Origin of the sequence: Halorussus caseinilyticus, from assembly GCF_029338395.1 — an archaeon.
Classification (GTDB): domain Archaea; phylum Halobacteriota; class Halobacteria; order Halobacteriales; family Haladaptataceae; genus Halorussus; species Halorussus caseinilyticus.
In genome coordinates, this window is sequence record NZ_CP119809.1 from 2,272,456 (window position 1) to 2,291,050 (window position 18,595).

The 18,595-nt window shown below is 64.9% G+C and carries 22 protein-coding genes; 11 read left to right on the forward strand and 11 right to left on the reverse strand.

Features of this window, described 5'->3' with window-relative positions; genetic code table 11:
• Positions 1–132: 132 nt before the first annotated feature.
• Both P2T60_RS11375 and P2T60_RS11380 read left to right on the forward strand, forming a co-directional pair.
• On the forward strand, positions 133–1,359 hold the full coding sequence (locus tag P2T60_RS11375) for an aryl-sulfate sulfotransferase (RefSeq protein WP_276279368.1): 1,227 nt from the start codon (positions 133–135) through the stop codon (positions 1,357–1,359).
• A 40-nt stretch (positions 1,360–1,399) separates the two neighbouring features.
• Entirely contained in the window at positions 1,400–1,522 is a 123-nt protein-coding gene (locus tag P2T60_RS11380; protein ID WP_276279369.1) for an HVO_2523 family zinc finger protein, read from the forward strand.
• 498 nt (positions 1,523–2,020) lie between these two features.
• Here the strand turns inward: P2T60_RS11380 and P2T60_RS11385 are convergent, their stop codons facing one another.
• From P2T60_RS11385 to P2T60_RS11405, 5 genes are all read right to left on the reverse strand, one after another.
• Positions 2,021–2,308: a DUF8036 family membrane protein gene (locus P2T60_RS11385; protein WP_276279370.1), complete on the reverse strand. Its 288-nt coding sequence runs from the start codon at positions 2,306–2,308 to the stop codon at positions 2,021–2,023.
• 12 nt (positions 2,309–2,320) lie between these two features.
• Positions 2,321–2,596: an ArsR/SmtB family transcription factor gene (locus tag P2T60_RS11390; protein WP_276279371.1), complete on the reverse strand. Its 276-nt coding sequence runs from the start codon at positions 2,594–2,596 to the stop codon at positions 2,321–2,323.
• A gap of 37 nt (positions 2,597–2,633) precedes the next feature.
• Positions 2,634–4,133 carry a molybdopterin-dependent oxidoreductase gene (locus P2T60_RS11395; RefSeq protein ID WP_276279372.1) on the reverse strand — a complete coding sequence of 500 codons (1,500 nt, stop codon included), beginning with the start codon at positions 4,131–4,133 and terminating at the stop codon, positions 2,634–2,636.
• On the reverse strand, positions 4,130–4,492 hold the full coding sequence (locus P2T60_RS11400; protein ID WP_276279373.1) for a PGF-CTERM sorting domain-containing protein: 363 nt from the start codon (positions 4,490–4,492) through the stop codon (positions 4,130–4,132). The genes P2T60_RS11395 and P2T60_RS11400 overlap by 4 nt, the downstream gene beginning before the upstream one ends.
• A gap of 156 nt (positions 4,493–4,648) precedes the next feature.
• Positions 4,649–5,296, reverse strand: coding sequence for a TVP38/TMEM64 family protein (locus P2T60_RS11405; RefSeq protein WP_276279374.1), 648 nt, complete (start codon positions 5,294–5,296; stop codon positions 4,649–4,651).
• A 149-nt stretch (positions 5,297–5,445) separates the two neighbouring features.
• On the opposite strand from P2T60_RS11405, the gene P2T60_RS11410 reads away from it, so the two are divergent.
• Together P2T60_RS11410 and P2T60_RS11415 are read left to right on the forward strand one after the other, a co-directional pair.
• The gene (locus P2T60_RS11410) at positions 5,446–7,269 is read left to right on the forward strand and encodes a hypothetical protein (protein WP_276279375.1); all 1,824 of its coding nucleotides are present in this window, start codon (positions 5,446–5,448) and stop codon (positions 7,267–7,269) included.
• A gap of 350 nt (positions 7,270–7,619) precedes the next feature.
• Positions 7,620–8,027, forward strand: coding sequence for a DUF5830 family protein (locus P2T60_RS11415; protein ID WP_276279376.1), 408 nt, complete (start codon positions 7,620–7,622; stop codon positions 8,025–8,027).
• A gap of 43 nt (positions 8,028–8,070) precedes the next feature.
• Here P2T60_RS11415 and P2T60_RS11420 read toward each other — a convergent pair whose 3' ends face one another.
• Positions 8,071–9,339: a DUF7115 domain-containing protein gene (locus P2T60_RS11420; RefSeq protein WP_276279377.1), complete on the reverse strand. Its 1,269-nt coding sequence runs from the start codon at positions 9,337–9,339 to the stop codon at positions 8,071–8,073.
• Positions 9,340–9,473: 134 nt separating this feature from the next.
• On the opposite strand from P2T60_RS11420, the gene P2T60_RS11425 reads away from it, so the two are divergent.
• The gene (locus tag P2T60_RS11425) at positions 9,474–10,082 is read left to right on the forward strand and encodes an undecaprenyl diphosphate synthase family protein (RefSeq protein WP_276279378.1); all 609 of its coding nucleotides are present in this window, start codon (positions 9,474–9,476) and stop codon (positions 10,080–10,082) included.
• A gap of 12 nt (positions 10,083–10,094) precedes the next feature.
• On the opposite strand, the gene P2T60_RS11430 is transcribed toward P2T60_RS11425, so the two are convergent.
• Both P2T60_RS11430 and uppS read right to left on the reverse strand, forming a co-directional pair.
• Entirely contained in the window at positions 10,095–10,532 is a 438-nt protein-coding gene (locus P2T60_RS11430; RefSeq protein ID WP_276279379.1) for a hypothetical protein, read from the reverse strand.
• A gap of 124 nt (positions 10,533–10,656) precedes the next feature.
• Positions 10,657–11,607, reverse strand: coding sequence for a polyprenyl diphosphate synthase (gene uppS / locus P2T60_RS11435; RefSeq protein ID WP_276279380.1), 951 nt, complete (start codon positions 11,605–11,607; stop codon positions 10,657–10,659).
• A gap of 135 nt (positions 11,608–11,742) precedes the next feature.
• Here uppS and P2T60_RS11440 point away from each other — a divergent pair, with 135 nt between their 5' ends.
• From P2T60_RS11440 to hemA, 3 genes are all read left to right on the forward strand, one after another.
• A complete protein-coding gene (locus tag P2T60_RS11440; protein WP_163520280.1) occupies positions 11,743–11,937 on the forward strand; it encodes a cold-shock protein in 195 nt (64 codons plus the stop codon).
• A 101-nt stretch (positions 11,938–12,038) separates the two neighbouring features.
• Complete coding sequence (locus tag P2T60_RS11445) at positions 12,039–12,440, forward strand: DUF5778 family protein (RefSeq protein WP_276279381.1); 402 nt, start codon at positions 12,039–12,041, stop codon at positions 12,438–12,440.
• Between the two features lie 162 nt (positions 12,441–12,602).
• Positions 12,603–13,970, forward strand: a complete 1,368-nt coding sequence (hemA, locus tag P2T60_RS11450) for a glutamyl-tRNA reductase (protein WP_276279382.1) — start codon at positions 12,603–12,605, stop codon at positions 13,968–13,970.
• A gap of 25 nt (positions 13,971–13,995) precedes the next feature.
• On the opposite strand, the gene P2T60_RS11455 is transcribed toward hemA, so the two are convergent.
• Positions 13,996–14,283, reverse strand: a complete 288-nt coding sequence (locus P2T60_RS11455; protein ID WP_276279383.1) for a hypothetical protein — start codon at positions 14,281–14,283, stop codon at positions 13,996–13,998.
• Positions 14,264–14,896, reverse strand: a complete 633-nt coding sequence (locus P2T60_RS11460) for a hypothetical protein (protein ID WP_276279384.1) — start codon at positions 14,894–14,896, stop codon at positions 14,264–14,266. Before P2T60_RS11460 ends, P2T60_RS11455 begins: the two co-directional genes overlap by 20 nt.
• 193 nt (positions 14,897–15,089) lie before the next feature.
• Between P2T60_RS11460 and P2T60_RS11465 the strand changes: the two genes are divergently transcribed.
• From P2T60_RS11465 to P2T60_RS11475, 3 genes are all read left to right on the forward strand, one after another.
• Positions 15,090–15,365: a 4a-hydroxytetrahydrobiopterin dehydratase gene (locus P2T60_RS11465; RefSeq protein ID WP_276279385.1), complete on the forward strand. Its 276-nt coding sequence runs from the start codon at positions 15,090–15,092 to the stop codon at positions 15,363–15,365.
• Between the two features lie 14 nt (positions 15,366–15,379).
• Entirely contained in the window at positions 15,380–15,751 is a 372-nt protein-coding gene (gene lwrS, locus P2T60_RS11470; RefSeq protein WP_276279386.1) for an LWR-salt protein, read from the forward strand.
• Positions 15,752–15,848: 97 nt separating this feature from the next.
• Positions 15,849–16,499 (forward strand): HAD family hydrolase, encoded by a 651-nt coding sequence (locus P2T60_RS11475; RefSeq protein ID WP_276279387.1) that lies wholly within the window; start codon positions 15,849–15,851, stop codon positions 16,497–16,499.
• Between the two features lie 139 nt (positions 16,500–16,638).
• Here P2T60_RS11475 and P2T60_RS11480 read toward each other — a convergent pair whose 3' ends face one another.
• Positions 16,639–18,549: a molybdopterin biosynthesis protein gene (locus tag P2T60_RS11480; protein ID WP_276279388.1), complete on the reverse strand. Its 1,911-nt coding sequence runs from the start codon at positions 18,547–18,549 to the stop codon at positions 16,639–16,641.
• Positions 18,550–18,595 lie beyond the last annotated feature (46 nt).

Below are 18,595 nucleotides of genomic sequence, written 5' to 3' on the forward strand. Positions count from 1 at the left end.
CCCGGTAAGCTGACGACCACTCTTTTCCGGCGGCCAGAGACGTTAGGTGGGTGAACGCCATACCCAACTGTCCGTCGTGACCCCGAACGAACGGTCCCGAGAACCGACTGTATCTGGCGCGGGGCAGTCGCCGTGAGCGCTTCGAGCGACCCGCTTCGGCGAGGACTCGCGTACCTCGGCGTCGGTCTGTTGCTCGTCGTCGGAGCCTTCGGCGGGAGTTGGGCGCTCGCGCCCGACGCCAGCGTCGGCGGTCTCGACTCGAACGAGACCACGCTGGTCGGCGTGCAGGGACCGGGACCGAACGGAAACGTGACCGCGTTAGACGGCACGGGCGACGTGCTGTGGAGCGTCGGCGACATCATCAGCTATCAGGACGTGTCGGCGCTCGACAACGGGTCGGTACTGGCGACGTTCGCCGCCGGAGGCTACTGGAGTTGCGGGCCGTACGACCCGCCGTGCAAGCGGACCGGGGTCCGCATCATCGACCCCGGACCCGCGCCGGAGGTAATCTGGGAGTGGAGCTATCCGGTCCGGACTCGGAAGGACAGCGAGGTCCACGACGCCGAGATGCTCCCCTCCGGTAACGTCCTCGTCGCAGATATGGAGTACGAGAGCGTCTTCGCGCTGAACCCGAAGACCGGCGAGCGAGTCTGGACGTGGAACGCCAGCGACTACTACGACGCGCCCGCCGACCCCACCCGGTCCGACTGGCTTCACCTCAACGACGCCGACCGAATCGGCGAGGGCCGGTATCTCGTCTCGATTCGCAACGAGAACCACCTCCTCGTCGTCGAGCGCGGGGAGGGTGTCGTCGAGGTGGTGAACGAAGACGGCGACTCGGACGTGTTGAACCGCCAGCACAACCCCCACTGGCTCGGGGAGGGCGCGGTTCTCGTCGCCGACTCCGAGAACCACCGCGTGGTCGAACTCCACGAGAACGAGACCACCGGCCGGTGGGAAGTCGCGTGGTCGGTGTCGGAGGCGGGCGGGATTCCGTTCGACTGGCCGCGGGACGCCGACCGACTGCCGAACGGCCACACGCTCGTCACCGATAGCCGGAACAACCGCGTGGTCGAGATGCGCCGGAACGGGAGCGTCGTGGCGAGTTACGTCGTCCCGTCGCTCCCCTACGAGGCAGACCGGGTACCGTACGGCGAGCGCCGGGGGTCGCCCTACGGCGTCGAACGCCGCGGGAGCGACTCGCCGGACCGCGGAATTCCGGGCGTCTCGACTCTCCTCGCTGGCGCGCGCCACGTCGTCCCGATTCCCTACTGGGTGTCGGAGATACATCTTCTCGCGGTCGGAGTCGCCCTCGCGCTCTGGGTTCGCGGCGGGTACCTGCTGGTCTGCGGACGATGAGAGGACAATAGTGATTGGGCTGGCCGACCCTCTTGGGAACATGAGCGACGACCGAGGCGGTCGGCCGTGTCCCGTCTGCGAGGAACCGATGTACTCCCGCCACTGCAAGTACGTCTGTCCGCGACACGGCGTGATGTACGACTGTTCGGATACGTTTTACTGACGAGATTCGTTCTTTGGGACGTGTTTTTGATTTTCTACAGTGTATTTTTATTGCTTTAGAACTACTTTAGAATGCTTTCGCCGGGTACGTTCTGTCCCTCGGCAGTCGTCGCGGAAACCGTAGCGACGACGAACGTCTCGAAAGCCCCCGCCCGCTCGCCACCGGCAGACGTTCCTGCTCGCTTCGCTGTGCGGGCGTGCGACTTCCGAGGTCTGCGTCGCTTCGCTCCGCAGACGGTCGCTGGCCGACATATCCTCGCTCACTGCGTTCGCTCGGATAGGGGTCGGCCAGACGACCAAGCGGTGCGCGAGCGGGCGGCCCCTTTACCCCACCCGTGGCGGCTGGTCGGCCGAGCGTTCGCTGGTGGTTGGTTCGGCCGGGCGCGTCCGGGCGGATTGCGTCCTCGGCCGTTTCCCGGCGGCCGATTCACCGAGCGCGAGCGGTCACGGAGAAGTTGCCCGAATCCACCCCTAAATCGACGCTCGCCGTCCGCCGACCCTACTTCATCGTGACCCACGTCAGGAAGGCGACCGCGACGAACTGGAGACCGCGAAGCACCAGCACGGCCCGTTGGACCGTCGGGTCGCCCGAGTAGAGCATCTTCATGCTGAAAAAGAAGTAGAGTGCAACCACGTTCTCGGCGAGCATGACGCTCCCGAACGCGACCAGTCCGAGCAGTAGCGAGGTGCGGAACTTCCGGTAGTTGCGGACCCAGACGGTCGTGAGCAGGCCGAGCAGGAGGATGTTCACGACCGCTATTCCGCTGGCGAACTGTATCGTACTCATATCATTTCACTCTCATTCGATGTGTTCCGTGATTTCCTCGAACGCTTCGCGGTGCTGTTCGAACTGGTCGGTGAGGAAGTAGAGTTTGCCGTACTCGTTGTCGCCGGGTTCGACCACGCCGTGGTCTTCGAGCATGTCGAGGTGGTGGCGAACCGTCTTGTAGCGCACGTCCAGCGCGTCCGCGAGTTGGTTGGCGTTCCGTGGACGCTCGGAGAGTTCGCGGATGAGCCGCGCGCGGTTCTCGCCGCCGCGGGTCGCCGTGAGCAGGTACCAGAGCGCCTTGTCCATCGCGCTGTCCCTCGATTCTCAGTCACGAACCTTATACCTACGGCTCCACGCGCTTGGCGACCCACCCGGTCGGCCCGCTCGGGAAGGGGTTTCTCTCTGCCTTCGGTTGGAGAGTCCCCTCGCCGTCCGTCGCCCGGACGACGACTTCGTGCGGGTCGGTGGCCTCGTAGGTGTACTCCCACTGGCGCCACACGTCCTCGCCGGGAAGCGGGTCCGAGAGGGTGGCCTCGGTCCACGTCTCGCCGCCGTCGGTCGAGACTTCTACTTTTCGAACGTCTCGCGTGCCCGCGTAGGCGTGACCGCCGACCTGAATCTCCTCGCCTTCCAGACGGTTCACGGCGTGGAGTTTGGCGACGGTGTTGACCGGGCCGGTGCCGTGCCACCCGCGCTTCTCCCAGTAGCCCTTTGCCTCTTCCTCCAGCACTTCGATTTCGGTGAGCCACTTGACGTTTATCTCCCCCCAGTGACCCGGAATCAGCGCCCGGACCGGGTGGCCGTGACCCCGTGGAAGCGGTTGGCCGTTCATCTCGAAGGCCAGAAAGCCCTCGCGGAGGGCCGACAGCGGGAACTCCTCGAAGTAGTCGTCGGCCGCCCGGAGCATGACACAGCAGTTCTCGCCCGCGTCGATGCCCGCCGAATCGAGCAGGTCGGTCACGGGCACGCCGGTCCAGAGCGCAGTGTCCATCTTCCTGCCGTTCAATCTCTCGCCGACGCACCGCAGGGTGACGAATCGGTGTTCGACCGAACCCGTCGTCCCGGCAATCTCGTCGTAGTCGAACTCGACTTCCTCCTCGACCGCGCCGGTCACGGAGAGCGTCCAGTCCTCGCGGTCCACGGTCGGGTCCACGCTGTTTATATCGACTTGATAGAACTGCTCGCTGACGAGGGGTTCGATGCCGTCCACGTCGAGGGACTTCTCGTCGGCCTCCGCGAGCAGGGACCCGACGCCCGCCGAGACTGGACCGTCGTCGGTCGAAATCCCGCCGCCCTTCCGCGACCCGAGGACGGCACCGACCCCGCCGAACGCGAACGCGCCCGCGAGGGCTTGGAGGACGCGCCGCCGGGCCGCGACGGGCGAGACCGACCCCGAGCCGTCGGTTTCGCGGCCGAGAGACGCCAGACCGACGACCACGCCCGCGCTCGCGCCCGCCGCAAGCGCGGGCACGAGTGCCCCCGTGAGCGCGAGCGCCACGGCGACGCAGACCACGGCGGCGACCGGCGCGGCCGGGACCGCGAACCGGTCGGCGAGCGCGGCACCCGCCGCGCTCGCCAGCGCGAACCCGCCCACGGCGAGCGCGAGCGCCAACAGGAATCCTAGTTGGCCACCCACGTCGCCGAGGGTCTGGATGGACCACGTAATCACCGCGTCGGGGGTCGAAGCCACCACGAAGTCCGAGACCGGCGCGGCCACGAACGCGGGCGTGAGTCCAGTCACGGCGTAGGACCCCGCGACCGCCGCGACTCCGGCCGCGGCCGCCACGACGCCCGATTCGAACAGGTCACGCGCGTCGGCGCGACCGCTCGCGCGGTCGCTCACGGTCGCCTCCGCGCGACGTAGAGCGCCGCGACCAGCGCGACGACTGCCGCGCCGACGCCGAATCCGGGCGCGAACGCGCTCGACCCGCTCTCGGTCGCGTCGGTGGTGTCGGCCATCGAGTCGTCGGCCATCGCGCTGGTCGTCCCGGCCATCGAGTCGTCGGCCATGCAGGTGGTCGTCTCGCTCATCATCCCGGTCGTCGTCTCGTCGCCCATCATCTCGGTCGTCTCACCCATCGACTCGTTCATCGTCGCCGTCGTCTTCGGCTCGCACTCGGTCGTGGTCCGTTCGGCCGCAATCGGCGCGGCGAAGGCAGTCAGCACGACCAGTGCGACCGTAATCGGAGTTGCAAATCGCATGATTCTACCCGCGAGAGCCGTCCTAAAAGGAGTTTTTCGAACTCTCGCCCACTTCGTTCGGGGTCCGGTAGCACTCTCTTCCAATTTCGTTCCAACTTCGACCGCGGCCGCGGGGTCGCGGTCGGTCCGGTCGGGGTCGAGTCCCGAATCCTCCGACTACCGCCGGGCGCTCGCGGCGCGGTAGGCCGGGCCAGCGAGCAGTGCGACCGCTACCGCGGCCGCCGCCGCGAGCAGTTCCCACCCGATTGCGTTCAGGCCAGCGGTCGAGAGGCGGTCTAACGAACTCCCCGCGAGGACGGCCGCGACGGTCCACGGCACCTCGCCGACCGCGGTCCCGGCGACGAACGCGCCGGTCGAGACGCCCGAGAGACCCGCCGCGGCCGAAACCGGGTCGGAGGGTGCGGGCGCGAGTCGGGAGGCGACCATCCCCCGAAGGTCGCCCGTCGCGGCGAAGAACCGCTCGCCCGAGTCGCCGAGGCGCGCGACCAGTCCCGACCCCGCGCCGACGTAGCGCGCGACGAGAAACGGCAGGAGCGCGCTCGCCGTCGTTCCGGCGAGCGCGACCGGAAATCCGGCGACGGGACCGTAGGCGTACCCCGCGAGGACCGCGACGAGCGTGGTCGGCCACGCCAACAGGGGCCGGACGAGGTAGACTCCGACCAGAAGGACGCCGAAGACGACGGGTCGGTCGGCGAGTCGGCGCGCGAGACCGAGGAGGTGTTCCGGCCCGGCGAGGACGCTGGCGGCCGCGACGACGGCGAGAAGGGCGAGTCCGGCGGTCTGTCGGCGCGCGAACGCGGTCATCGCGGAGGGGTTTTCGTTCGGCGGGTAACTTCTTTTTGGGTCGGGACGCGGGTCTCGGCGGTCGTCGAGACCCGCAGGAAGTGAAATTATTCCTACTATTAGTAGTACCTAACGAATTAAGTATCCGGTGCGGTATGTACGATTCGAAGATGACTCTCTTGCGTTCGACGCTGGCAGTTCTCGCCGCGATAGCAGTCGTCTCCTCGGGGGCCTCGGCGCTGGCCCTGCAAGACGCTCCGGCGGTAGACGGTCCGACACCGGCGGACGGACCGGAGGCGACTGGGGCGACGGCGACGACGGCGACGACGTGGTGGAACGCCGACTGGCAGTACAAGCGACCCATCGACGTGACCGAACAGTCGGGGACCGACCTGCGAAACTACCCCGTCGTGACGCCGACCATCGACATCGGTTCGGCGTCCCCAGCCTCGATTCGCGTCGTGGACGAAGCGACCGGTGAAGTCCTCGACTTCGGCGTGAGAGAGACCGGAGACGGGTACCGACTCGCTTTTCAGGTGAACGTCGGTGCGCGACAGACGCGCTCGGACATCGCCGTCTACTACGGCAACCCGGCGGCGTCCTCGGCGACCGTCCCGTGGAATCAGGCCCGGTACAACGTCTACGACGGATTCGACGACGGTAGTCTCGACTCGAAGTGGACCGTCGAGTCGGGGCAGTGGACCGAATCCGGCGGCGCGCTGAAACCCCGCGGCGACGGCGTTCGAATCCACCGGAACCTGAGCCAGTCGCTCGTGCAGTCGAACGTGCCTATCTACTGGGAGACGCGGGTTATCTCGCGTTCGACCGGCGGCGGGACCGACCAGCGCCGGGCGTGGTTGGTCAACGAGAACGGTGAAGGCCACCGATTGCTCTTCGTGCGGACCTACCAGAACGGCGACGACGGCGTGGGCGTCAACATCGGGTGGAACTCGCCCGACCGCCGAAAACTGCTGGCCGCGGGCCAGTTCGCGGTGGACCAACCGATTCGGGAGGAAGTCGTCCTCCGACCCAACGGCGACATCGAGGCGTACGCCGAGAACGAGGCGAACGGCGAGACGGGGAGCAAGGTGTACGACGCCGAGGAGACCTACCGCTACTCCCGAATCGTCTTCCGGGACCACGGCGGGGACCCCGGCGCGGAGTGGGACTACGTGAAGATTCGCTACCGACTCGACTCGGAACCGGCGGTGAGTGTCGGGGACCGGCGGACGCGTTCGCCGACCCGGACGACCACCGTGACGACTGCGACCACGACGACCACGGCCGCGACGACCACGACCACGGCCGCGACGACCACGACCACGGCCGCGCCGACTACGACCACAGTCACGCCGACCACGACGCCCGCGGAGTCAGAGCCACCGGCGACGACTGCCGAGGGGTGTCGGCCCTCGAACGGGGAACCGCGGATGCAGGCGGTGCAGTTGCACACCGACGACACGACGGTCAGGCCAGACGACCCCGGCCAAATCTCGGGCGCGATTGCCAGCGACATCACCAACGACTGCCCGGTCAAAGTCCAGATTACGCTCCAAGTGCCAAACGGCGTTCGGGTCAGCGGCGGGAGCAACATCCAGAGCAGTGGTGGGGGTCTCAGCACCTCCACGTTCGTCGTCGAACCCGGCGAAATCAAGAACGTCCGCGCCGAGGTGTACGGGAGCGACCCCGGACCGAAGACGGTGCAGGCGTCTATCACCTACTTCCCGGTCGGCCACCAGAACATGGCCAAGCAGGAAGACGGTCTCTCGCTCCAGTTCGAAGTCGAAGAGGTGCCCGACGAGGGCGAGACGACCACCGACGCCGAAGCGCGAGACTCCGACGGCGACGGCGTGCCCGACGACGTGGACTACGCGCCCAACGACCCGTCGGTTCAGTCGAAGTCGGACCTCGACACCGGTCTCCCCGGATTCTCGCTGTCGGCCGGGGTCGTCGCGCTCGCGCTGGCCGCGCTGGTCGCCGCGCGCAGGCGCTGAGCGACCGTCGGGAAACCCGACGGTCGCGCTGACGGGAGGGCATTTTCGACGTTTCCAAAAGAAATTTTTCTGTTGCTTTTAGCAATGTATAGTTAGTCAATGGCGTCCGTTCTGCCCGAGTCGGCGGCGAACCGACCGGTCGGACGCGCCCGGCCGACCAATCGACAGGGTGAGATAAAGGGGCCGCCCGGTCGCGTGACCGCGACCGGGCGGGGGCTTTCTGGGACTTCTTCCCGACGATTCCGGCGGTAGCTGTCACGAGACGAGGCGAACGAGGGACTCCCGAAACGGTCCCGTTCCCCCGGCGACTCGCGCAACCTTTAATCCCGGCCGGGAGCGACTTGGAAGCGATGAGCGAAGACGCCGAGTCCGCGGGCGAGGGGACGCGCGCAGACTCCGCCGACGACGCCGACCCCGTAGCTGTCGGCGTCGAACTCCTCTCGAAAGTCGAACACCCCGAGTTGACGGTCGCGGAGGCGGTAGACCGCATCGAAACCGTCACGACCCACCCGGCGACGACGCGCAAGATTCTGGACGAGGCCGAGAAGCGCGGCGTCATCGAGCGCGAGAACGGTATCGTCAAGACCACTGGCGGCGGCTACGTCAGCTTCCAGAGCGAAGTCGTCACGAAGGAGGGCGACTTCTCGTGTCGGCGGTGCGGCGCGAGCATCTCGACGGGACACTTCATCAAACTCGATGCGGGCGAACACGGCGCGTTCGGTCCCGAGTGCATCCGGAAGGTCACCGGTCGGGACTGACGCCCGCCACTGACCCCCCGACGACGGATTCACCGACCCCCGCTCACCGACCGCGACTCAACTCGTCGATGAGCTTCTGTAGCGTGCGCTGTTGCTCGGCCAGCAGTTCGTTCTGGTGCTGGACCGCCTCGGTCAGCGCCTCCAGTTGGGCCTCGGTGGTGTCGCGCTCCAACTCCGAACTCGCCGGTTCGAAGCCCGAGTCGGCGAACCCGTCCGAATCGGTGGTCTCGGCGCTCGCGTTCGCGGCGGTGGCGGCCCCGCTCGCGTCGGCGGCGTCCGCGGTGTCTTCGGTGTCCGTGGTGTCGGCGGCGTCCGCGGTCAGCGCCGCCTCGTCGGAGTCGCCAGACTGGTCCGTCTGCGAACGCGCCGACTCGGAGTCGGCGCGTTCGGCTCGCTCGGCGCTCTCGGTGGATTCTGGGGCGCTCGCGCTCGCCGCGGCCGCTTTCGCCGCCGCGTCGCTCGCTTCGGCGGCGCTCACGGATTCGGCGTCGTCGGGTCGGTCGGCCGTCGTGACGCTGGCTTCCTCCTCCACGATGGCACCGTTCTCGTCGAGTTCCGGCGGGTTGGCGTCGATGGGGTCCACGCCGCCACCGGCCAGCGGGTCGGCCTCCTCGTCGGCGTCGGGGTCGGAGTCGGCGGACGCCTCGCCCTCGGCGTCGGCGTGGTCGTCCGGGTCGGCGTGTTCCCGCGCGAACTCCTCGTAGGAACTCGCGCCGTGGTACTCAAGCAGTGCGCGCTCGATGCGCTCGCGGACCTCGCGGGTCTGGTCGCTCGGGGTCTTGATGCGCTGGGGTCGGCCCGCGCTCTCGATGATAATCTGGGAGGAGACGCTCCCTTCCTCCACGTCGAGGGCGGTCACGTCGGCAAAGTGGAACTCCTCGTAGTCCTCGTCCCACACCGCCGCGCCGACGTGCTTGACGACGCGTTCGCTGGTGATGACCAGCGTGAGTTCGCTGAACTGGTAGGTCTGTTTGACCGTCTCGTCGGGTCCGGTCACGTCGGCGGCGTTCAACACGCCCGCCAGCACGGGGTGAAGCGCCTCGTAGAGGCGGTTCGACGGCACTTTGAACTTCTCTTGGCCGTCGATGCCGTAGTCGAGGGTGACAGACGACTTGCGCCGCCCCTCCGAAATCTCGATTCGCTCGGCGTCGTGAGAGTACTCCTCGACGGACTCGTCGCTCAGGAGTCCGTCCGCGCGATAGATGAGGGTCCGCGTCTTGGTCACGTAGAGACCGTCTTCGCCTCCGAGGGAGACTCGTGCGGCGACCTGTTCGCCGTTCAACCGGGACTGTACGATGGCGGGAACGCTCATGAAGTGGTATGATTAGCCCCCCGGCTTAAATCCGCCGGGTGAGTAGCGCGACGTATTTACTGGCGCTCGGACGACACGAAACCACCGTAACCCAGTCCGTGACGTTTAGGACGATGGCCCGCGAACTACGGTCTGTGGGAGTGTACGACCGGTATCTCGCCGCCCGCCTCCGGAGACACGACGCCGACCCGCCGAGTCACGTCGCGGTCAACATCACCGAACGCGACTTGCTCGAACAGGGCGCGTACGCCACCCTCGAAGCCTTCTTCGAGTGGGCCTTCGAGTACGATGTCGAACGAATCACCGTCTACGCCAGCGTCTTGGACCCCGAAGCGGCCCCGACGCTCCAGCGCGAACTCGAAGGGGTGTCGGCCCCGCGCAAGTTGGCGGTCCGCGGCCCCGACGACACCCAACGCGCCGACGCGCCGATTCAGGTCTCCATCGGTCTCGGTGGCAAACACGAGTTCGCTGGCGCGGTCCGGAAAATCGCCGAAAACGTGCGGGACGGCGAGTTGACCGCCGAGGAGGTGGGCGAGAGCGAAGTCGAGGAGCATCTGGTGTTCCCCGAGAACCCGGACCTCGTTATCAAGACGGGCGCGGAACGACTCTCGGACTTCATGATTTGGCAGTCGGTGTACTCGGAACTCTACTTCACCGACGTGAACTGGCGGGACTTCCGGAAGCGCGACTACCTCCGTGCGCTGTTGGACTACAAGAATCGCCAGCGGCGGTTCGGGCGATAGGCGACGACCTAATTATATTCCCCACCACCTGCGGGGAGAAATCTTTTCAAGAGCAACTTTTGACTTCTCCTGAATTCTTTTGGCAATCTCTCTTTCCTTCATATGTGTTCCATCTTTCCCCAAATCCCTATTTATATATTCGAATTGCTTGAAAACCTCGGTTACTGACTCTTTTTCTTCTGCATTTAGGGAAGCGTGTGAAGTTACTCTAATTTCGAGTAATCGCTCCCGTAGAAACCAAATATCTGTCATTTTCTTATCTGTCAATTGTTTCTCAATATCTTTTTTAGCCCGGATTACATCATTGACATCCATATCTTCGAATCTTTTTAATATAGACCTAATTTCATTTACTGCTTCAATTTTACGTCGTCTATAAACGAACCACTGAGTGGCTAAAGCACTGATAATACCTGCAAACCCTGCGATAAACGCGCTTTCTGCAACCATGTATTGAAAATACGAGTAAATATGAGAAGACTGTTTCGGCGAAATTTACCAACAACATACATACACACAACCAACAACTCTGGAGAACTAAATCCATCAAGAATGAGTCTGTATTTATAGTAGCTCACGCCTCCGACGACTCGCCGTCCGCCTCGAACTCCTCGATACCCAACTCCTCCGCGCCCATCTCTTCGACGCTCGACTCGTCGGGCAGACTCCCGCGGAACCGGTCGATGACGCCGCGGGCCTCGGCCAACTCCACGCCGCCGAGGGCCTTCACCAGCGCCAGCGCGCGCTTGGCCTTCGCGCGCCGCCACGACTCCTCGCGGGACTCGTAGGTCCGAATCCCCCGGAGGAAGTCCACCTTCGAGAACTCCGGCCAGTAGGGAGTGCAGAAGAACACCGCCGCCTCGTTGCCGTTGGCGTGCCACGGCAGGAAGTTCGAGGTGCGCTCGTCCCCGCCGGTCCGGATGATGAGGTCCACGTCGCGGAGCGGCCGGTCGTAGATTCGCTCTTCGATTTCGGCCACGTCGATGTCCTCGGGGTCCAACTCGCCGTCTTCGACCGCACCGGCCACGTCGCGGGCGGCCCCGAGAAGTTCGTTCCGGCCGCCGTAGGCAAGCGCGACGTTGAGCGTGAACGAGTCGTAGTCGGCGGTCCGGCGCTCGGCGTAGTCGATGGCCTCCTGTACTCGTCCGGGGAGTCGGTCCCTATCGCCGATAGCTTGGATGCACACCTCGTCGTCGTGAACCCGGTCGTTGTCGCCGAACTCGTAGAGTTTCTCTTCGAGCAGGTCGAACAGCACCGCTTGCTCGTGGTCGGGTCGTTCGAAGTTCTCGGTCGAGAAGGCGTACAGGGTCAACTCCTCGACTCCCATCTCCTTACACCAGTTCAGCACGCGCTCGGTGGTCTTTGCACCCGCGCGGTAGCCGTCGGGAGTGTCCTCGCCCTGCTTGTCGGCGTACCGCCGATTCCCGTCTTGGATGACGGCGACGTGCGTCGGTGCGCCGGAAATCTCCCGTCTCAGAAGTCGCTCGTAGGCGGCCCCAACTCGCCGCCGTGCCCACTGGAACATCCGTTACTGGCTTCGTCACCGCCGAGAGCAATTAGCCTTTTGACCCTGTACCGTTCGGTTCGGCGACCTGTCGGCCCACCAGCTTCAGCTAGTTGCATACCTTTTTAAGCGTGGAGGGACTTTAGACAGAACGCAATGGCGAAAGGTACGGTTGATTTCTTCAACGACACTGGCGGTTACGGTTTCATCGACACCGAGGATGCTGACGAAGACGTGTTCTTCCACATGGAGGACATCGGCGGTCCCGACCTCGAAGAGGGGCAGGAAGTCGAGTTCGAAATAGAGCAGGCGGACAAGGGTCCGCGCGCGAAGAACCTCAAACGTCTGTAAACGTATCGCGTCGAACTGAGCTTTTATTGGCGCCGACCCGGTAGCGGCGGCTATCCTCGCAAACCGTAGGGCGTTTAACCGGTGGTCGGCTTGCTTCGAGTATGGAAGACGCACTCGACGAGGACCTCTATCGCAGGACGAAGCAACTGCTCGAACCCGGCGACATCGAACTCAACGGGGCCATCGTCCGCACCGACCTCGGGAGCGACGAGGACATCGAGATGCATCAGGCAACCGTAGACATCGGCGAAATCATCGCCGAACGCGCGGGTCACGACCCGAAAGACACCTTCGTCTACTCGGGCACCGACGACACCGACTTCGCCTCGAACCAGCATCAAGGTCTGACCTTAGACGACGAGTCGTTCGTCTGGGAGTGCCAGCAACTCCTGCGGGAGGGCACCTTCGACGTGGTGTTCTACTACGAGGCCACCGCCGACCACGAGACCATCCTCGAAGACGTTCGTGACCTCGGATTCGACGTGACCGGCGTCGAGGGGTGAACCGACGCTTGCAGGTACCTGCACGATGTGTCGCGTTTGGAAGGGTTTACGTACCGGCCGACCCAAGCCTCCGACAAGAACGGTGCGACGGGTGCAGACACAGGGTGAAAACATGACTCTCGAAATCTCTCTCTCTGGCACGCAACTCGGGGGGCGATTCCCGTGACCGCGGCGACGGGCGTCGTCTCGGGCGTTCGGGTCAGTCACGACCACGCGGGACTGGACGAGGTTGAGGCCGCCTGCCACGCCGACGAAAAGATGGTTCTCCGGCGACTGCTCGACGCGCCGGGCGTCAACGAAGCGTTCACGCTCCAGACGTGCAACCGCTTCGAGGCCTACGTCGTCACCGACGCCGATACCGCCGGACGTGCGACGTTGGCCGACTTCGCGCCCGACGTGGGCGGACACTCCGTCGTAGAGATGGGCCACGAACAGAGCCTGCGCCACTTGCTCCGGGTGGCGGCCGGACTCGAATCGCTCGTCCTCGGCGAGGACCAGATTCTCGGGCAGATTCGGGACGCCTACGAGTCGGCCCGCGAGGTGGGTGCGCTCGGCCCGATGTTGGACGCGGCGGTGACGAAAGCCATCCACGTCGGGGAACGCGCCCGGACCGAGACCGACATCAACGACGGCGCGGTGTCGGTCGGGAGCGCGGCGGTCAGACTGCTCGGCGACCACACCGACCTCACCGACGCCACCGCGTTGGTCGTCGGCGCGGGAGAGATGGGAACCATCGCGGCCCACGCCCTCGCTGACGCCGACGTTCACACGCTCTACGTCGCCAACCGGTCGCTCGACGGCGCGGCCGAAGTCGCTCGGGCTGTGGACCACGACGACGTACACACGGTCGCACTCGACGAACTCGCCTCGACGCTCAACTTCGCGGACGTGGTAGTCAGCGCCACGGGAAGCGACACACACGTCCTCACCGCCGACGACTTCCGCGGGTCCGGCGAGATGGAAGTCGTGGACATCGCCCAACCGCGGGACGTGTCGCCCGCCGCGGAGACGCTGAACGGCGTGCGCGTCCACGGCATGTCGGCGCTGGAGTCGGTCACGGACGAGACCGAGCGCCGACGCCGGGCCGCCGCCGAATCGGTAGAGGCGATGATAGACCGGGAGTTCGACCACCTGCTCGAGAGTTACAAGCGCAAGCGCGCCGACGAGGTGATTTCGGCGATGTACGAGAGCGCCGAGCGCGCCAAGGAGCGCGAACTCTCGGAGGCGCTCACGAAACTTGACGCCCACGGCGGACTCACCGACGACCAACGCGAAATCGTCTCGTCGCTGGCCGACGCGCTGGTCTCGCAACTGCTCGCGCCGCCGACCAAGAGTCTGCGGGACGCCGCCGCCGAGGACGACTGGGCGACCATCAACACGGCGCTTCAACTGTTCGACCCCGACTTCGGCGGGAGCGACCGGCCACCGGCGTTCGTCCGCGAGCAGTTCGCCGACGGCGAGGTTCCCGACGACGTGGCCGAACGGATGCCCGACGACGTTCGGGCGATGATTGCGAGCGACGACGACTGACTCGCACAGCTATCGGTCGCTATAGTTACTTCACTAGAAGATAACCTGCAAGCCCGACGACAGCAATCAGCGCGACCAACGCCGAGATAAAGACGAGTCCAGCGAGCGAGCCTACGACTCCGACGTTAGTGATGTTTGCAAGCGAATCTAAGGCGACCCACGCGATGGCGAGTGTGGCAAACGCGCCGAGGGACTTCAGAATGTAATCAACGATTTCGTTGATTTCCTGTCTAGTTGCCATTGTTATAGCCCCGTCTCCACTTGTGTTCTTGTTTGAAGTTCGGTTTCCATCATCATAACTGTTCACTTCCATCTCCTATCGTAGAGTCACTCCCGCCATCTGCCTCATCAGTCTGTTCTGACCCCGCTTCTGGCCCGTCGGATTCCGTCGTGGTTTTCTTCGGTTCGTCGCACTCCGGAGTCCCCTCCTCGGAGTCGTCTCCTACTCCTTCGTCATCCACTGTCTGTCCGCCTTCGTAGTCTCCTGTTTCCCCGGTCGTCCTATCCGTGGATGCCGTTTCGGTAGGTATCTTCGTGAACATCATTCCTGCAACGACAGCAATCATAACGAACGTAAGGAGGACAAAGACCAGAGCAAGCCTCAGAACTCCGGCCATATCTGCCGTCAATCCTCCAGCAACAGCGATAATTCCACCGACGACGAGAAGGAGAATCCCGGTGAACAGAAATTTGTTGATGTTCTGTCCAACCCTAGCATAGTCGCTCGTCGTAAGTCGTAGCAGTCCCGTAAAGAGCGGGAGCAAGATTCCGATAGCTTGGATGAGACGAAGCGTATATTCCGGATTGGAACCCGAGACGCCCATCGGAGCGTTTCCGACACCCTGTGGCAAACCCACGGAGAGACCGAGTATCGTTAGAAAAACGCCGACTAACCAACCGGCTAGAAAGACTACCTTCCAATCCATTTCTCGAAATGAATGCGCTTTGGGCATGAGGGAATTCTCTCTGAAATTCGTAGTCGAATACGACTATAGTATGGATTCGTATAAATTTTATTCTCCCGTCCAGACAGCAACGAAAGACCACCGCCCGGAGAATCGGCTCCGACTTCCCACTCTGTCACCGGACTTTATCAGCCAGAACGCCGAACAGCCACGCATGGCAGATTTGCTTTCCGACGACGAGATTCAGGCCCGACTCCCCGACGGATGGGAGCGCGTAGGCGACGAAATCCTCCGGGTCTTCGAGTTCGACGACTACCTCGAAGGCGTGGCGTTCGCCACCGAGGTCGGCGAACTCGCCGAAGAGGAGTTTCACCACCCGACGATGAAAATCGGCTACGAGGAGGTCGAAGTCCGGTTCACTAGCCACGAGGAGGGTGGCATCACCGACGCCGACGTGGACATGGCCGAACTCACCAACGACCTGCGCTGACTCGGAGTCGGACGATGGACGCCAGATACGTCTTCGCGGTCCGGTTCCGCCTCGAACCCGCGACCGAAGGCGTCTCGGTCGCTCCCGACGAGTTCGAGACCCGACTCTCCCGCGGGGCCGACCCGCCGGGCGAGGACGGGTGGTTGTTCTTCCGTGACAACCTCTGGCGTGGGGAAATCAACGACGAGCGCCACTTCCGGCGGTTGACCGAGCAAGCGCTCGGCGCGACGGTAGTGTCGGTCGAGTACCGGGCACTGGAGACCGACGAGGAGTATCTGGCGGCGTTGAGAGACGAGATTCGGGACGACCTCGGGACGTTCAGGGCCGATTCGGTCTCCGAGGTGTTGAACAAGTACCTCGGGAGTTCTATCGAGGTCCAAAAGTAGGACGTTCTCGGGCCGTCGCGTCCCCGACCGTTCCGGTCGCTCGCCGGTCTCGACCGGAAAACGTTTATTTTGCCGGAGTACCTACACGTCTGTCCCTATGGTCGCCCGTGAGTACGATTACTGGTTGCTCGACTTGGACGGCACCCTCATCGACGTGGACTGGTCGTATCCGCGTTCGGTGTTCGACCGGGTAGGCGACCGACTCGGCCGGGAGTTCTCCGACCGCGAGGCCGAGATTCTCTGGCACGGGCTCGGCGGCAACCGCAACGACCAGTTGCGCGAGTGGGGAATCGACCCCGAGGACTTCTGGCCGGAGTTCCACGACGTGGAGGACCCACAGCGCCGGGCCGAAGAGACGTTTCTCTACGACGATGCGGCGTTCGTCGGCGAGTTGGACTGTCCGGTCGGACTCGTCACCCACTGCCAGCCGTTTCTCACCAACCCCGTGTTGGACGAACTCGACATCCGCGACTGGTTCGACACCGTTATCTGCTGTGACGAGGAGTTAGGCTGGAAACCCGACCCCGCGCCGATGCACCACGCGATGGAGCGACTCAGTGTCCGAGAGAACGGTCACGACGGCGTGTACGCGGGCGACGGCGCGAGCGACGTTGGCGCGGCGTGGAACGCCGGACTCGACGCGATTCACGTCGAGCGCCACGGCCACCACCGACGCGAGCAGTGCGTCTTGGGCGATTATCGCGTGGAGGGCTTCGACGAGTTGCTGACGACGCCGAACTCGAAGTGAGCCGGGAGAGGAAAACATAATTATTTCTTTTGGCAATAATTTTGATTGTATAGGGACTAAAGACGTTTCTCTATTCGACTATCGAAGACTTACGAGTCGGTAGAGTCACCGCGACCCCCCGTGGACGTTCCACCGGGCGCTACCGCCCGAACCCCGGCAGTTCGGAGAGTACGGCGTCCAACTCCTCGTCCAGCGCACGCCGGAGTTCCCGGACGCCGGACTTCTCGGTGCGGTCGGGGTTCGCCAGCACGCGGACCGTCTCGGAGCCGACCGGGACGAACCCGAGACCGAGTTTCTCTGCGGTCGCTCGCAGGCCGAGTCCGGCGTCGGCCTGCTCGCCCGCGACCTTTCTGGCGGGACTCTCGTGTGCCTTCGCCGCGAGTCCGAAACCGTCGATGGACTCTACGAGGTCGTGGCGCGAGACTCCCCGGTCGTCCGCGAGGTCCGCGACGGCGTTCCCGAGGGAGGTCCGCAGGCCCGAGTCCGACCCCCGGTTGACGAACCGCAGGTCTCGGTCCACGAGGTCCACGAGACCCGCGACTTCTTCCGGGTTCCCGGCGGGCACGACCAGTCCCCACTCGCGGTCGTAGGCCGCGAGTTCGGTCGCTTCCACCCCGCGGTCGTCGGCGGACCCGCCGCTCGTGACCGCGAAGTCCGGCACGCCGTCGCGGAGTCGGCGCAGGCCCTCGCGCGACCCGACAGAGAGGTAGCGCGGTCGTTCGAGCGCGTCGAGCAGGCGGGCCAGCGCGGGGTCGTCCTCGCCGACACCCAACGCCGTCGGCGGGCGCACCTCCGGCGAGAACAACTGGACTTCGACCGACTCGCCCTCGGCGACGTAGGCGGTGTCGGCCGGAACTTCGACCACGCCGTCGGCCTCCACGAGACTGGTGGTTGCACCGCTCCCCTTGTCGGTCGTGTAGGCCAGCAGGTCGCCCGGCCCGTCGCTCCCGGCGTCCTCGACCAGTCCGACGGGCATCATCCGCATCCGACCCTCGCCGTATCGCTCCTCGGCGGCCATTCGCGCCTCGACTGTCGCAGTGGCGGGTTCGGGGACTCCGGCCGCCTCGCGGACGGCGGGCGCGACGAACGTCCGGAAGATGGTGAGCGCCGAGACGGGGTATCCGGGGAGTCCGACGTAGGCGGACTCCCCGACGCGTCCGATTAGCATCGGCTTGCCGGGTTTGACCGCCACGCCGTGCAGGAGAAGTTCGCCGCGCTCTTCGATGACGCGGTAGATTACGTCCACGGCGCTTGCGCTCGTGGACCCCGACGACAGCACGAGGTCGCACTCGTCTGCGGCCTCTCGCAGAATCGCCTCCATCTCGTCGTAGTCGTCGCCAGCGTGGGGGTAGAGTTTCGGCTCTCCGCCCGCCTCTTCGACCGCTGTGGCGACGGTGTAGCTGTTCACGTCGTAGATTTGGCCCGCCGCGCTGTCCACTTCCTCGCCGGGCCGGACCAACTCGTCGCCGGTCGAGACGATGCCGACCGTCGGCTTGCCTCCGACAGGCACTGACTCGACGCCGAGCGCGGACAGCAGGCCGATTTCCCGCGCGGTCAGGCGCGTTCCCGGTCCGAGCGCACGCTCACCCGCGGCCACGTCCGCGCCCGCGAGCATCACGTGGTCGCCGGGCGCGACGGCGGTCCGGACCAGTACCGTCTCGCCGTCGTCCGACTCTTCGGTGCGCTCTACCATCACAACGGCGTCCGCGCCCTCGGGCATCACCGCGCCGGTCGAGATTTCGACGGCGTGGCCCTCTTCGACCGCTACGTCGGGTTCCTCGCCCGCGTGGACCGCACCGGCGAGTTCGAGGCTCGCGGGGTCGGATTCGTCCGCGCCGAAGGTGTCGCGGGCGCGCACCGCGTAGCCGTCCATGCTCGCGCGGTCGAACCCCGGCACGTCGAGCGCCGCGTCGATTCGCTCCGCGAGGACGCGGCCGCGGGCCTCCGCGAGGGGGACCTGTTCCGGGTCGGGCGTTAGGTCGAGGCTAGCGATTGCTTGCCGGGCGTCTTCGGGGTCCGCGAGGTCTCTGAACTCCTTTCTATCTGTCATTTTTCATCATCTCCTTGTGGTGTTTGGCGGTTGGGTGTTGTTTTCA